General features: G+C 42.4%; 16 protein-coding genes and 1 riboswitch. Of the genes, 5 read left to right on the top strand and 11 right to left on the bottom strand.

The window, feature by feature from the left end; genetic code table 11:
• Positions 1-69: 69 nt before the first annotated feature.
• The 9 genes from MKY34_RS06190 to phnG are packed head-to-tail and all read right to left on the bottom strand — an operon-like array spanning position 70 to position 7,254.
• The gene (locus MKY34_RS06190; protein WP_342514335.1) at positions 70-882 is read right to left on the bottom strand and encodes a PHP domain-containing protein; all 813 of its coding nucleotides are present in this window, start codon (positions 880-882) and stop codon (positions 70-72) included.
• Entirely contained in the window at positions 879-1,589 is a 711-nt protein-coding gene (locus MKY34_RS06185) for an ATP-binding cassette domain-containing protein (RefSeq protein WP_342514334.1), read from the bottom strand. The genes MKY34_RS06190 and MKY34_RS06185 overlap by 4 nt, the downstream gene beginning before the upstream one ends.
• Positions 1,573-2,223 carry a DapH/DapD/GlmU-related protein gene (locus tag MKY34_RS06180; protein ID WP_342514333.1) on the bottom strand — a complete coding sequence of 217 codons (651 nt, stop codon included), beginning with the start codon at positions 2,221-2,223 and terminating at the stop codon, positions 1,573-1,575. Before MKY34_RS06180 ends, MKY34_RS06185 begins: the two co-directional genes overlap by 17 nt.
• Complete coding sequence (gene phnM, locus MKY34_RS06175; RefSeq protein WP_342514332.1) at positions 2,220-3,395, bottom strand: phosphonate metabolism protein PhnM; 1,176 nt, start codon at positions 3,393-3,395, stop codon at positions 2,220-2,222. Before phnM ends, MKY34_RS06180 begins: the two co-directional genes overlap by 4 nt.
• 13 nt (positions 3,396-3,408) lie before the next feature.
• On the bottom strand, positions 3,409-4,248 hold the full coding sequence (locus MKY34_RS06170; protein WP_342514331.1) for an ATP-binding cassette domain-containing protein: 840 nt from the start codon (positions 4,246-4,248) through the stop codon (positions 3,409-3,411).
• Positions 4,238-5,110 carry an alpha-D-ribose 1-methylphosphonate 5-phosphate C-P-lyase PhnJ gene (locus MKY34_RS06165; RefSeq protein WP_342514330.1) on the bottom strand — a complete coding sequence of 291 codons (873 nt, stop codon included), beginning with the start codon at positions 5,108-5,110 and terminating at the stop codon, positions 4,238-4,240. Before MKY34_RS06165 ends, MKY34_RS06170 begins: the two co-directional genes overlap by 11 nt.
• Positions 5,110-6,207, bottom strand: a complete 1,098-nt coding sequence (locus MKY34_RS06160; RefSeq protein WP_342514329.1) for a carbon-phosphorus lyase complex subunit PhnI — start codon at positions 6,205-6,207, stop codon at positions 5,110-5,112. The genes MKY34_RS06165 and MKY34_RS06160 overlap by 1 nt, the downstream gene beginning before the upstream one ends.
• Positions 6,208-6,804 carry a phosphonate C-P lyase system protein PhnH gene (phnH, locus tag MKY34_RS06155; protein ID WP_342514328.1) on the bottom strand — a complete coding sequence of 199 codons (597 nt, stop codon included), beginning with the start codon at positions 6,802-6,804 and terminating at the stop codon, positions 6,208-6,210. It lies immediately after the preceding gene.
• Between the two features lie 27 nt (positions 6,805-6,831).
• The gene (gene phnG, locus MKY34_RS06150) at positions 6,832-7,254 is read right to left on the bottom strand and encodes a phosphonate C-P lyase system protein PhnG (protein ID WP_342514327.1); all 423 of its coding nucleotides are present in this window, start codon (positions 7,252-7,254) and stop codon (positions 6,832-6,834) included.
• Between the two features lie 933 nt (positions 7,255-8,187).
• Between phnG and MKY34_RS06145 the strand changes: the two genes are divergently transcribed.
• From MKY34_RS06145 to metC, 5 genes are all read left to right on the top strand, one after another.
• On the top strand, positions 8,188-9,216 hold the full coding sequence (locus tag MKY34_RS06145; protein WP_342514326.1) for an AI-2E family transporter: 1,029 nt from the start codon (positions 8,188-8,190) through the stop codon (positions 9,214-9,216).
• Between the two features lie 103 nt (positions 9,217-9,319).
• Positions 9,320-10,051 (top strand): phosphate ABC transporter ATP-binding protein, encoded by a 732-nt coding sequence (locus MKY34_RS06140; RefSeq protein WP_342514325.1) that lies wholly within the window; start codon positions 9,320-9,322, stop codon positions 10,049-10,051.
• Positions 10,048-10,803: an iron export ABC transporter permease subunit FetB gene (gene fetB / locus MKY34_RS06135; RefSeq protein ID WP_342514324.1), complete on the top strand. Its 756-nt coding sequence runs from the start codon at positions 10,048-10,050 to the stop codon at positions 10,801-10,803. The genes MKY34_RS06140 and fetB overlap by 4 nt, the downstream gene beginning before the upstream one ends.
• Positions 10,804-10,879: 76 nt before the next feature.
• Positions 10,880-10,986, top strand: a riboswitch (SAM riboswitch).
• A gap of 80 nt (positions 10,987-11,066) precedes the next feature.
• Positions 11,067-12,188 (top strand): methionine biosynthesis PLP-dependent protein, encoded by a 1,122-nt coding sequence (locus MKY34_RS06130; RefSeq protein WP_342514323.1) that lies wholly within the window; start codon positions 11,067-11,069, stop codon positions 12,186-12,188.
• Positions 12,185-13,375, top strand: coding sequence for a cystathionine beta-lyase (gene metC / locus MKY34_RS06125; protein ID WP_342514322.1), 1,191 nt, complete (start codon positions 12,185-12,187; stop codon positions 13,373-13,375). Before MKY34_RS06130 ends, metC begins: the two co-directional genes overlap by 4 nt.
• Positions 13,376-13,458: 83 nt before the next feature.
• Here the strand turns inward: metC and MKY34_RS06120 are convergent, their stop codons facing one another.
• Together MKY34_RS06120 and MKY34_RS06115 are read right to left on the bottom strand one after the other, a co-directional pair.
• A complete protein-coding gene (locus tag MKY34_RS06120) occupies positions 13,459-14,079 on the bottom strand; it encodes a nitroreductase family protein (RefSeq protein WP_342514321.1) in 621 nt (206 codons plus the stop codon).
• Between the two features lie 20 nt (positions 14,080-14,099).
• Positions 14,100-14,927: a pirin family protein gene (locus tag MKY34_RS06115; RefSeq protein WP_342514320.1), complete on the bottom strand. Its 828-nt coding sequence runs from the start codon at positions 14,925-14,927 to the stop codon at positions 14,100-14,102.
• Positions 14,928-14,996: the final 69 nt, after the last annotated feature.

Below are 14,996 nucleotides of genomic sequence, written 5' to 3'. Positions count from 1 at the left end.
AAACCGAACCCTTCGCTGGAGTGTAAATGAAAATCATAAGTTCAACCTATATATTTTAATTAAGCAAAATTAAAGGACCGTTTCCAAATTGGGAACTGGACTTACTACATCCCCAATCGCAATGGGTTTACCGTAATCGCCATGAAAATCGCTACCACCTGTCATAAAAAGTCCATAGGTTTTCGCGTACTGTTCGACTCTGTCACAATCCTCCTTCGAGTGATCGAAATGGTTACACTCGATGCCATCGAGACCATTTTCCACGAGCTCTGGAATGAAATCGAACGAATTTAGCTGACCAGGATGGGCCAGCACCGCATAGCCATTGTCTGCCTTAATCGCTCTGACTGCCGCCACTGCATCCACGTATTCGATATCCCGCGCACAAATGCCATCGCCTTTAAAAAGTGTTTGATACAATTCTTGATAAAGTGGAGTTGTAAAATGATGATCTAGTAAGCAATGCATAATATGTTGTTTATAAATAATGCCAGACATCCCCGCTTTTTTCGCAACCTCTTCAAACTGAATCGTGTAATCGTGCTTTTGCAGTTGCTCGATTTGCCACAGCGAATTTTCATGCCTTCTTTTTAATAGCGGGTCGCATAGCTCCCGGATATGCGTTGCCTCTTTATCAAACTGGTAACCGAGAATATGCACTTTGCGATTTCTAATAAAGTCATAGGCAGAAATTTCAATGCCTGGAATGACCGTTATGTCATGCTTTTCCCCTTCGATTTGAGCGGCTTGAATGCCATCGATTGTATCGTGATCCACTAGGCTCAAATGGGTAACACCGTTTTTAGATGCCATTTCCATTACCTCTTCAACCGAGCAAGACCCATCCGAATAATGAGAATGTACATGTAGATCCACCTTCATACAAATCCCCCCGAAACAACCGCTTCTTTTTGCAAGTTGTACACGTTATCGCATAATCCATCCATAAACTCCAAGTCGTGAAAAATCCCAATGAGCGTCGTTCCATCCGCTTTCAAACGTTCAAGCATTTCACGAACTTTCAACTTCGATGCATCATCCAAGCTCGCTGTTGGTTCATCTAGTAGCAATAATCGCGGCTTTTTCACAATGGCACATGCAATATTCAAGCGCAGCTTCTGCCCACCTGAAAACGTATTTGGATAGCTATCCCATAACTCTGCATCCAGTTCAAAATGCGCCAATGCAGCAATTGCAGCTTCTCTTGCTTCCTCGGGTGACTTCCCCATCTCAATCACCGACTGTTCCACCAGTTCGCGCGCAGTTGTTCGCGGCATGACATTCAGAAACTGCGACACATAGCCAATTTCATGTTTACGTAAATAGAGTACGTCCCGTTCAGATAGCTGTGCTAAATCGATCTTTCCAAACTTTTCAGAGCTGTACAGAATCGCACCTTTTTCAGGTAAGTACGTTCGATAAATACTTTTTAAAATCGTCGACTTTCCACTGCCACTCTTTCCGACGATGCCTATAAACTCACCTTCTCGGAGCGAAAAATGGATATCCTCAATTGCTTGCATATTTTTATTTAAATGATGAATCGTAAAGGATTTACTTAATCCCTTTACTTCAAGCAGTTGTGTCATCGGATTCTTCCCTTCTGTCATGTTTGTCTGTGAACTTCCAAATATCACAATTGAAATCATCCATCCGCTCTTTTATTGTGTCAAATGACCAATCCCACCATTGAATTCGCTGCAGCGACTCAATCGTTTCTTGAGGGAAGCGATATTTAATAATTTTCGCCGGTACACCGACAACAATTGCATACGGAGGCACATCTTTCGTAACGATTGCGCCGCTACCAACAACTGCACCATCCCCAACGGTCACACCAGGCTGAATAATAGCTCCATGACCAATCCACGTATCATGGCCAATCGTCGTAATTTGACTTGCCCGTTGCTTAAAAAATGCTTCATCATCTCGGTCACTAAAACCATACATTTTCTGACGATACGTAAAATGATGAAGGGATGGCCTTTCATACGGATGATCAGTTGGGCCAATTCGTACCATCGCTGCAATGTTGGAGAACTTTCCGATTCGTGCATTTTGGATAAAGCAAAACTGACCTGAATACGAATAATCGTCCATTACCGTATTTTCGATAAAGTTGTACATGCCAATTTCAGTAAAAGCACCGAGTTGAGTATTTTCCAACTGGACATGCTCATGAAGCATTGGTTTTTGGGATAATAACACGTCGTTCTTTTTCATCGATACATCGTTCTTGTAATCAATTTCCCATCCACAATTGAAGTTGTTACCATCGGAAAGCCATCATCCATTTTCTCGATAATGATAATATCCGCTTTCTTTCCTTCTCGAATGGAGCCGATCTGATCATCAATTCGAACCGCCTTTGCAGGGTTCAATGTAACGAGTTGAAACATTTCATGCAGGTCTTGCCCATAGTCATCACTTAATTTAAAAATGGAATGTAGTAATGACGCTGGATAATAATCGCTACATAAAATATCTATCGTTTCTTCCTGTATCGCCTCTGCGGCTGATAAATTGCCCGAGTGTGATCCGCCTAATAAGACGTTCGGTGCCCCTGCGATTGTCCATAAGCCTAACGCTTTCGCTTCGCGTGCCACTTCTATCGTCGTCGGAAACTCGCTAATGGTCGTTCCGTAACTTTTCACTAATGACAACTTCTCTATTTCATCGTCGTCATGCGATGCGATGGCAATATTGTTTGCTAACGCGATTTGCGCAATGTCCTTAATTTGATCCAAAGTAATTTTTTCTTTGTTAATGCTCTCAGCAATCATTACGTTCGCTTCTGCATTTGACATAGAGCGGAAGCCTTTTAATGTTTCGCGATAGATTTCCAAGTTGCGATATTGCCCCTGCCCCGGCGTATGATCCATGAAGGAAATCAAATGGACTTTCTCTTCTTGAATATTTCGGATGAATTGATCGACCGCTTCTATATTGTCTATCTCGAACCGCGCGTGCATGCGATTGCGGATTAAATGCTCACTTGTATGTGTGTCGTTAATGGCATCAATAAGCCTGTTCACATTTTGTGGATTACGAATTGGTTTGTGCGAAAATCCGTCGTCCTTATAGATAGACAGCGAATGGAACATCGTCGTAATGCCATGACTGATTAAGATTCTCTCCGCTTCCCGAATCCCCATATTGAAATCCATTAAACTCGTAGGGCGTGGGGAGATAATGCCTTCAATATAATCGGAATGGATATCTACAAATCCCGGTGAGATATAGCCACCTTGCGCATTAATAATTGTGTAATCACTGAAATTCGCTAGGTCTCCCTCAGGGATTATTGCTTGAATGCGATCATTTTTAATGACAACCGCATGACGCTGTAATATTTGATCTTCCATAATAAGTTGGCCATTTGTCAGGACGTACACACGATCACTCCAATTAGATTAATGAGTATACAAGTTGTTGCGTATAAGCATGCTGTGGGTCTTCTAAAATTTGGTCGGTTAATCCTTGCTCAATAATCGTTCCATTGAGCATAACAATCGTCCTATCCGCCAGCATTCGAATGACAGCAAGATCATGCGATACCACAATCATGCTAATGCCAAGCTCTCGCTGAATCTTTTTGATTAAATCGAGCACACTTGCCTGTACCGACAAGTCGAGACCGGTCGTCACTTCATCCAATAAGAGAATCGGTGGATTATTAGACAGTGCTTTCGCGATTTGCACACGTTGCTGCATGCCACCCGAAAACTTTTTCGGTTCATCTTTCATACGTGCAAGTGGAATATGAACATGTTCCAGCAGTTCTTTGCTTCTCGCTTCCATTCGGTTAACACTACGATCACCCGCTGCAATCAGCTTTTCAGCAATATTGCCGACAGATGAAAAATCCATTTTCAGCCCAAGTATCGGGTTTTGGTACACCATCCCGAGAATCGTATTGCGGATAAAACGCTGTTGCTGAGAAGATTGTTCAAAGATATTTGTTTGCCCATCTTGATATGGACTCATATATCCCTCTCCACTCGTCACAGTCTCATCAAAATACAAACACTTCATCATCGTCGATTTTCCACTGCCACTCTCACCAACAATGCCAAGAATTTCACCTTTATATAAATCAAACGAGATATTACGGCAAGCATAGACCGTTCGGCAATGTGGGCAATAGTTTTTCTCGATGCCTTCATAATTGGCGTTTGTACAAAGTGAACAGCCTGAACCGTACTGCTTTGTTAGATTGTTCACTTGTAATATAGGTTTATCTTGCATGTTCGACTGCCACCTCCAAAACGTGTTCATGTTCGTTCAACTCTGCAAGACAATAGCTTGTGTCATTGCATTGGTAATAGGTTTCCCCCGTATCCTGGTTCACCAACTCGTCCATAAAAACATTCGTTGCCTGACATAAATGACAATGCTTCCCGTCGAATGACTCGACTTCAAATGGATGATCGTCAAATGCTAGAGACGTGACGTTTGTATAAGGTGGCACTGCATAAACTTTCTTTTCCCGTCCAGCGCCGAGTAATATCAACGCTTCTGATTGGTGCATTTTTGTATTATCAAAACGTGGAATCGGGCTCGGCGCCATGACATAACGGTCATGGACGAGCACAGGATGATCTGCATTCGTAGCCGTTTTTCCATACTTCATAATTTGCTCAAACAACATAAGCCACGCCCCGCTATAGTCGTTTTCAGCATGTAGTTTTTTCGTCTTATATTCACTCGGTTCTACCCAGCGCAACGGCTCTGGAATCGGCACTTGCAGCACCATAATTTGTTTTTCCGTTAATGGCACCTCTGGAATGCGGTGCCGTGATTGGATAATTGTCGCTTCGCCCGTTTCAATCGTTGTCGCAACGCCTGTCGTTTTGTTGACAAGTTTCTGGATATTCACAGCATTGACCGATTCATCGGCGCCCTGATCGATGACTTTCAGCACGTCTTGCTTGCCAATGATCGATAATGTAAGCTGCAGTCCACCTGTTCCCCAGCCGCGTGCAATCGGCATTTCTCTTGATGCAAAGGGTACTTGGTAGCCCGGGATAGCGACAGCTTTTAAAATAGCTCTACGTATCTCTTTTTTGGAACCTTCATCAAATAAAGCGAAATGGGTTTTTAGCTGCATTATTTTTCAGACTCCTTTTTAATTTTTCGTATGCTATCCAGTTTCGATTGAAACGTAACGTAATGCGGCAGTTTCAAATGGGAGATAAATCCGCTCGACTCCACCGAATCGATATGAAGCAAAACAAATTCCTCATCCTGTGTTGGATGAACCCCACTTCCTAGCTCCAAGCTTTGATCTAAAATGCTCATCGCTATGGCCTTTGTTTCGTTCTGTCCGTAACAAATCCCATAGCCAATCTCGAATTCGATTTCTTCTGTATTATTTTCTTTTGGAATGGAAATCGGAACAAACGATTCTACTTCCGTCACTTTTATATCACCGATGTAATAATCATTTTCTAGGTCATCTGATAGGTTGCCAATCGTTAAGGGCAACTTGCCAACACGCAATTCTCCAACTGTGGGATGGATTGCACCATATCCCCGAATGGCCGCATAACCAAGTGATGTAACAGCGCCTGTTTGCCCTCTCGTCAACACTTGTAGTCTTTCAGCACGCGTCGTCGGAAATTGAATACTCTGCTTCGTAACATCAATCGGTTCCGTCTGATCGTCGGGTACTTCGGAAAGCAATTGCTCCTTTCGAAGGTAATCGACAACCTTAGGCAATAACGATAAGTTCGACTCTTTCGCAGCTGCAACTTCCTCCCCTATAAATTGGTCGAGCCAATCTTTCATCTCCGCTTTCGATTCATCTATCAAATCAAAGTCGAGTAAACGATGCGTATAATCATAGGTTGCACCTAAAATTTGACCGCCTGGAATATCTTTAAAACTCGCTGATATCCTGCGTTCTACCGCCATCGTATCCGTCTCAACAACTCTTGTATAATAGAGTCTCGGCAACGTCGAGCGATGTGCGCGTAAAAGGAAAACGGCCTCCTCCATATTCCCTTCAGACTGTTTAATCGCGAGGGCCGCTAGAAATTCCGAGTACAGACTACTCTCAGACATGACCTGATCAACCATGCCGCGCATCGTTGCCATGATGGTCTTGATTTCCAACAGTTCTTGGGCATGAATTCGTTCAAACGTCAGCCGTTTAATGGATTCTTCAATCGCTTCTGTTCCGCCTTTCACTGCTACATAAGCCATTCAGGACACCTCACAATCATGGATTGTTGTCGTTCTTGGCAAACACATCATGTTGCTTTGAGGGTCAACGATAATCATGTCCACACCAAGCGGATATTCCTGATTAGCCTCTTCTCTTTTGGCAGTCCAGAATTCACTCGCTGCAATTTGTACGTTTGCTGTTGTCGCAATTCCCGGTCCTCGTAACGTAAGCTGCGGGTCATTTGACAACTTTTCCGTTTCCATAATGATTGTTGCTGATTGTTGAGGGTTCGTTAATGTCCCTTTTTTAACTTGGCTAAAAACATTGTGTATGACTTCTTTATTCGTACCATTTGTAATGAATACATAATCCGCTTCTTGTAGTTCTGCTACAGTTGCCAATGTATATGCTGAGAGAAATGCTTCAATCAAAGGCACATTTTCACCAATAATATGAAAGCTTACTTCCGCATCCAATAAGGTCATCGCACTTAGTAACGTCGAGTCATAACAGAGCCCCTGGGATTCTGCTTGGTTGCCAATATCGGCAATACTTTCGATTGTCCCAGGTCTCGACATACAATGGAGAATGGTACGAAAAATCGCTTGTGTATCGTGCACGACATCAATGATCATCATTTCACTCCTACATATGGATTTGGATTATGCATCCATCATTTCAAAATTAACTTTTGTTTTTAAAATGGACGCTTCTTGTATCGCTCTACTTGTACGGATTCGTTTTTCTTCCGCCTCCAAAAGCAACGTCCAACTTTTCGTTTCTGTTAAGTTCGCTTCATACGCCGCATCGATAACTGCTAGCAAATAAGACAATTCTTCTTCATCCCCCACAACTACCCCAACACCAAACGCCTGATTGATGCTGACTTTCGTTTCAGTGACAAGCACTTCGCCAAGGTGAAAAATAGACTTTTTCGCAGTTTCTCTTACCTTAATCATCGTTAATGCGTGATGTGGTTCAGCTACAACATGGATTGCATAATTCCGCTCAATTTCCTGTACCAGTTCTCTTGCCAAATTCCGCGAGCCATTGATAAGAATTTCTGTCCGTTTACGTCTGTTCATGTTTTCACCCCTTCACAAATCCATCTTAGCTTGTTACCGAGCGAAGTGGTGTTAAGGGTTTGTTAAAGAATGTAAATGCGCATTAACAAATACTAAAAAGCCCTGTCGGATAGACAAAGGCTTTACGTTTGATTATGAAATTGAGTTATATAGGTTGAACTTATGATTTTCATCTAATCTCTAGCGAAGGCGCCTTACAAGCGTTAGCCAACCGAACAACGAAGAGTTCGGTTTGTATAATTTCTATGTCCTTTGCAGAAATTATACAGAAAATGTAACAGAGTAACTAGTTAGACGGGAGGCATCCGCAAGCGCCGAGCGTTGTTAATGGGATTCTTTAGTTCAGGTTCTATCAAACCAATCCTTTTGACACACTACACAATACTTTCAGAGCGTTCACCACATGTTCTCACTTATGTCACATTACCTGGTATATAATTGGACTTTTACTCCCAAACTAAAAATAGATTGAAATTATTCATTCATTTCAAATGCTACGAACAATTGTTAGAGTTTCTACTTGTAATCTGTATCTGACAAGTGGATACTAAAAGAAAGGGAATTCACACGGATTATTTACTTCAATTACGCCTCGGCGTAATTGCGTCCAGATTTTTTTCGAGCAAGCTCGAAAAACTCCTCTAAAAAATCTGTGACATCCGCCGGAGACTTGAGCCTGCACGACGCAGGTCATGCAGGCGTTGCCAATCGAACTACGAAGGGTTCGATTTGCCGTATTTCTGCGCTTTTTTGTAGAAATTAAGGCACTGCTCTTCGGTCGTGGCGACCTTAGCCTGCGTTCCATTGTTGTTCAGCCGGCGTTTGAACTCCCACTGAACAGAAAAACAAAACTGCATGTATCTCGTCACCTATGGAGGTGGGAGTTTTCTGCTGAATGAAGATAAAAACTAGACATAAGGGGCAGTGTTTCATATGGATGCACTTACGGATTTTTTCCGAAAAAAAGAAGTCAAGCGGATCATCATTTTTGCGTTAATCATCTTTATTCTTTTCAGCGTCAGAAGTATGATGAACCTCATCTTGCTGACATTTATCTTTTCATTTTTAATGAATCGACTTGTGGAATTTTCGGTTAAACATATCCCGTTAAACCGAAAAGTACTCGTTATAGTGCTGTACACAACCATCGTAGGTGCACTAACCGTTGGATTGGTGAAATATTTGCCTCTTATTACACTCGAAATTAGCCAACTCATCAAACAAATTACAAACTTCTCAACACAATCACATGATGACCCGATTATTCGCTTTGTTGAGTCCATTATCTCCGGCGATCAAATAACGGCTTATTTAGAAAATGGCTTTACGTTTCTATTAAAATCCTTTACGGACATTAGTAAAACAAGCGTTCAAGTTCTGATTGCTTTGCTATTAAGCTTGTTTTTCCTGCTTGAAAAACCGCGCCTCATCGAATTTACGGGCAAATTTAAGTATAGTAAGATTGCGCCTTTCTATTATGAAATTGAATTCTTCGGGAAAAAATTTTCACGGACATTCGGAAAAGTAATCGAAGCACAATTCATTATCGCGCTCGTCAATACGTTTTTATCCGTCATTGTTTTAATGGTGCTCGGATTCCCACAAGTCATCGGCCTGTCGTTTATGATTTTCTTCCTAGGGCTCATCCCTGTTGCTGGTGTGATTATTTCACTCATTCCTCTGACACTGATTGCCTTTACAATTGGAGGGATATTAAAAGTCGTCTACTTGATAGTAGCCATTATGGTTATCCATGCAATTGAAGCGTATATTTTAAATCCAAAGCTCATGTCTTCCAAAACGGATTTACCTGTTTTCTACACGTTTATCGTGCTGATTTTCTCACAAAGCTTCTTTGGGGTATGGGGACTCATTATCGGGATTCCGGTATTTGTTTTCTTACTAGATATACTCGATGTCACAGATAAAGAACCGATTCAAAAAGACAAGGTGGACTTTTAACGTCCCCTTGTCTTTTTCTTATGCTAATCCAAGTTCTTTTCATTGCATAACCCAATCCTCTAGATTAGAATTATTCTAAATAAGAAAACTAGAGGAGAATCACATGTCAGAGTTATATAAACCCGCCATACATTTTCACGAGGTCGACTATTCAGTTGGCGACCTACCCATCTTAAAAAAGATTACAGGCTCTTTTCCAAAAGGGAAAATTACTACGCTCGTTGGCCCATCTGGTGCTGGGAAAACGACATTGCTCAAATTATGCAACGGCTTAATATCCCCGACCTCAGGAAGTATTTTGATTGATGATCAACCCATTTCTACTTATGAGCCCGTCGAATTGCGCCGCCACGTCGGCATCGTACTCCAAAGCGCTCCAATGATTAAAGGAACGGTCTTCCAAAACTTAGCACTCCCTTTAGAGCTACAAGGCAAGCGATTAGCTGAACAAGAGGCCATCGCTCTTCTTGAAAACGTCGGGCTCGATCAGCAGTTTTTACAGCGCAAAACGGATGACTTATCAGGGGGCCAACGCCAAAAAGTATCGATTGCTCGCACCCTTCTCAACCGATCAGACATCTTATTATTAGATGAAATCACATCCGCTTTGGACCGGACATCCTTGCGAGAAATCGAGGAATTAATCGTTAAAATTAACCGTAAGTTCGGTGTAACCATCATCTGGATTACTCATAACTTAGACCAAGCGTTGTCCATTGGAGATTACACATGGGTATTGAAAGATGGTCAGGTCATTGAAACTGGTGACAGCGACTTACTAAGAGCTCCAACAAATGACTTTGTCAAACGCTTTGTAAGGGGGGATGTCCAATGACGTATCTGACATTATCTATCACCTTAATCTTCGTTGTCATCCCGCTACTTTTATCCAAAAATCTGCGCTTAGGTTTAGAAAAAGATACCATCGTTGCGACAATCCGCTCCATCATCCAATTGCTCGCTGTCGGCTATATTCTTAAATTTGTCTTTGACGCGGACAATATGCTTTATATCGTGCTAATGGTTACTTTAATGATTGGTGCTGCCACGCAAAATGCGCGCAAAAAAGGGAAAGCCATTGAGGGTATCACATGGAAAATTGCGGTGACATTGGTTTTCGTTGAAGTACTCACGCAAAGTATTTTACTCGGATTTCACATCGTCCCACCAACTGCGCAATACATTATTTCCATTAGTGGAATGGTCGTCGGAAATTCTATGGTATTGTCCATTCTATTTCTTAACCGTTTTATAGCGGAAGTGGACACACACCGCGAGGAAACCGAACTCATTCTGTCACTCGGTGGAACGCCAAAACAAGCCATCCACCGCCAACTTATCACAGCCATTAAGTCGAGTATGATTCCAACAATTGAGAGTCAAAAGACCATCGGCTTAGTCCAGCTTCCTGGTATGATGAGCGGCCAAATCATCGCGGGGGCAGATCCCATGCAAGCGGTCCAATTTCAGTTGCTTATCATCTTCCTACTTTTGACGACCGCCGCTGTAACAAGTGTCTTACTCGGATTTCTCTCCTACCCTAGCTTATTTAACCAGCAGATGCAGCTGTTAAGAGTAAGAAACTGAAAACCTGCCCTTGTCTTTTTTTTCACAACATGATAGAGTTGGATAAATTAATCTTTTCTAATAATTTCATAACGTATTCTTATCCAGAGAGACGGAGGGATTGGCCCTATGATGTCTCAGCAACCAGCCCAATCGAGGTATGGTGCTAACTCCAATGGACGATAATCGTTCAGAAGATAGGAAGATTGACTTCAATATTTTTGAGGACCCTCTTCCATAAAAGAGGGTTCTCTTTTTATTTCAACTGAAAAGGATGGTATAAAATGACAAAGTATAACTTAGCAACTCGTTTCGTACAATTGGGCAATGAAAGTGATCCACAGACCGGCGCAGTCAATCCACCGATTTATTTATCAACGGCTTATAAACATAAAGGGCTTGGTCAATCGACGGGCTATGACTACACACGAACAAAAAACCCAACGCGCGCTCTGTTGGAAGAAGGTATTGCCAACTTGGAGGGCGGAGACGCTGGATTCGCCTGTAGTTCGGGTATGGCCGGGGTTCAACTGATTTTATCCCTATTCCGTTCAGGTGATGAAATCATCGCTTCTGAAGACATGTACGGTGGGACATATCGCCTGTTTGACTACTATGCGGATACTTATTCCATCACAACTTCCTATACAGATTTCAACGATGTACAAGAAACAGAGAAATTGATTACAGACAAAACGAAAGCACTTTTCATCGAAACACCGACAAATCCCTTAATGCAGGAAATTGATATTGTCCAATACGTGGAAGTCGCTCGCAAGCATAATTTGCTCCTCATTGTTGACAACACATTTTTGACACCGTATTTCCAACGACCAATTGAACTCGGCGCTGATATCGTTTTACATAGCGCAACGAAATATATTGGTGGACATAATGATTTGCTCGCGGGTCTCGTTATCGCCAAAGGTGAAGAATTATGTGAAAAACTAGCGGCCAACCATAATGCGGCGGGCGCAGTCCTTTCACCATTTGACTCCTGGTTAGTCATTAGAGGATTAAAAACACTCCATTTACGTATGAAACAACACGATGCCAATGCGAAAGTGATTGTAGATTATTTGAAAACGGAACCGCTTGTTAAAGACGTGCTTTATCCAGGTAAAGGTGGCATGCTGTCCTTCCGTCTACAAGAGAGTGAATGGGTCGATACATTCCTACAAAACTTACAGCTCATTACATTTGCTGAAAGTCTTGGCGGAGTAGAAAGTTTCATCACGTACCCTGCAACGCAAACGCATGCAGATATGCCACTCGAAGAACGTATTCGTCGCGGGGTTTGTGATCGACTATTACGCTTTTCTGTTGGCGTAGAAGAAGTGGACGACTTGATTGCTGATTTGAAACAAGTATTTGCGACATTGAAAAGCGAGGTGCCTCAGCTATGAATAAACGTGTAGAACAATTGGAAACAACGATCATACACGCCTCCATACGTGGCGATTATGAACAAAAAACAGGTGCTGTTAACATACCGATTTACTTATCTTCTACCTTTCATCAGGACAGCTTTGATACATTCGGTCCCTATGACTATAGTCGTTCAGGCAATCCAACACGAGATGCCTTGGAAAAAACGATTGCGGCATTGGAAGGCGGCGCAAGAGGGTTAGCCTTCGCTTCTGGTATTGCCGCTATCTCTTCCGCATTCATGCTGCTATCATCTGATGACCATATTGTCATTACGGAAGATGTCTACGGCGGAACTTTCCGCTTCGTCACGCAAGTATTAACGCAGTTCAACATTGATCATACGTTTGTGGATTTCACAGATTTGGATGCAGTGGCACAAGCTATTAAGCCAAATACAAAGTTGATTTATATCGAGACACCTTCCAACCCGCGTCTAGGCATTACGGATATCGAAGGCGTTGTAGCGCTTGCCAAAGCACATGATTGCTTAACGTTCCTTGATAACACTTTCATGTCGCCACTGTATCAGCGGCCACTTGATTTGGGTGTCGATATTGTGTTGCATAGTGCAACGAAGTTTTTGTCTGGCCATAGTGATATCATTGCGGGCCTAGCGGTAACAAAAGACAAAGAGCTAGGCAATCGCTTAGCATTTATTCAAAATTCCTTCGGAGCAATTTTAGGTGCTCAAGATTCCTATACGCTCATTCAAGGCATCAAAACATTAGGTGCTCGCTTAACACAATCCACAGCATCTGCACAAAAAATTGCGGCCTACCTTGACGGACATACATTAGTCGAGGAAGTATTTTACCCTGGTTTAGCAAACCATCCAGGGTACGATATTCATGCCAAACAATCCACTAGTCCTGGTGCTGTTCTGTCGTTCCGCTTGCCGAATCGAGAGACTGCCAAAGCGTTTGTGGAAAGTGTTAAAATTCCTGTTTTTGCCGTTAGCTTAGGCGGGGTCGAATCTATTCTTTCTTATCCGGCACAGATGTCTCATGCTGCAATGCCAAAAGAAGAACGCGAAAAACGTGGCATTACTGATGGCCTACTGCGTTTCTCTGTTGGACTTGAACATGTTGATGACTTAATTGCTGATTTAGAGCAAGCTTTGCAAGTAGCGACCGAATCTGTAATAGCCAGCACTTCTAAATAACATAACGAACCCCCGTGAAAAATGAATATACCATTTCACGGGGGTTCTTTCTTACCTATTTATTTGCAGAAGGAAGCATCCTATTAATAATACTTCACGAATTCACCAACTGGCTTTCGATAGCCACGTGGGCGTCTGCTTTCGACTTTTTCTTTCCCTAGAGCAATCATTAAAACAGGTTCTTGCTGATCTGGTATGTCTAATATTTGCTTGATTTCTTCCGGATCAAAGCCAATCATCGGACAAGTCGCCCATCCTGCATTTTTAGCCGCAAGCATAAATAGCATCGATGACAAAGACGCATTGCGAACCGCTTCGTCATGTTGAAACTGCTCTCCCCTACTTTCATAAAGAGAAATGACATCCTGCACTTCCTGATCGTACTGTTGCTGATTGAGAATGCCTAGCATCAGCAGGCCTTCGTATACTTTTTCCGTGTTTTTATAAGCCTCTTTATCGCCTGTCACGACAATGACAGCTGAAGCAGCACCTACTTTGTATTGACCAAATGCGGCTTTTTTTACTTTGCCCTTTAATTCTTCATCCATGACGACCAAATAATTCGTATGCTGCAAATTGAATGCAGATGGAGCCATTTTGACAACATTAAAGATTTCATCCAGTTCTCTCGGTGTAATCGAGTGATCTGGTAAAAAGTTATTTGCTGATCTTCTTTCGTTTACTAATTGTTTGAACATATCCATTGAATTCTCTCCCTTATTTCTTACTCGAATTTTCCTTCACGGTAGTCTTTATATGCCTGAACAATTTCTTCTTCTGAATTCATCACAAACGGGCCCCTTGCCACAACTTTTTCTCCAATCGGTTGTCCCGCATAGAGCAAGACGCGTAGTTTTTCAGTTGCCTGAATGCTTACTTCAGTATGCTCGTTACTCAACCCACGTTCTAGCCAAAGTACTTGTCCTGCTTGGCCTACTGTCCGGTCTTTGCCGAACATTCCTTGGCCTTCTACGATATAAAGGAATCCATTATAGCTTCCTGGTAAATCTTGCTTAACTGTTACACCCGCCTCAACATTTAACTCCACCATTGTCACGGGGACATAATTTTTTGTAGCGGCCATTACACCCATTGAGGAACCTGAAAACACACGGACAGTTGCTCCCTCTTCCTGACGAACAGACATATCTTGTGCACGCATATTTTGATAACGTGGTTCCGTCATTTTTTTAGCACTTGGTAGATTGACCCACAGTTGCAACGAACGAACCGTATCTCCAACAGCTGGATCCTCAGTATGCATAATACCTTTACCAGCAGTCATCCATTGGACATCTCCAGGTAGCAACTCTCCTCCACCGGTTTTATTGTCCGAATGCTCGAGCTTGCCTTCAATGACATATGTCACCGTTTCAATGCCGCGATGCGGATGCATACCAAATGTACCTCGCACAAAATAATCTTCTGCCATCAAGAGGAATGGATCGACATCCTCCCAATTTCCTGGTTCAATGACCAATCCAACTTTATGCGTCGGTGAATTTTCTTGAAAAACAACATCCCTTACACTTCTAATACCTCTCGCAACCATGCCGAGTCCCCCTTATGTTTAATCTACAAAACCGGAATCGTATTTACTCTGTCTATATGTTATTATGAA

It is taken from the genome of Sporosarcina sp. FSL K6-1522 (assembly GCF_038622445.1).
Taxonomy (GTDB): Bacteria; Bacillota; Bacilli; order Bacillales_A; family Planococcaceae; genus Sporosarcina.
Note: the sequence above shows the minus strand (reverse complement) of the source record. Positions and strands in the feature narration are given on the sequence as shown.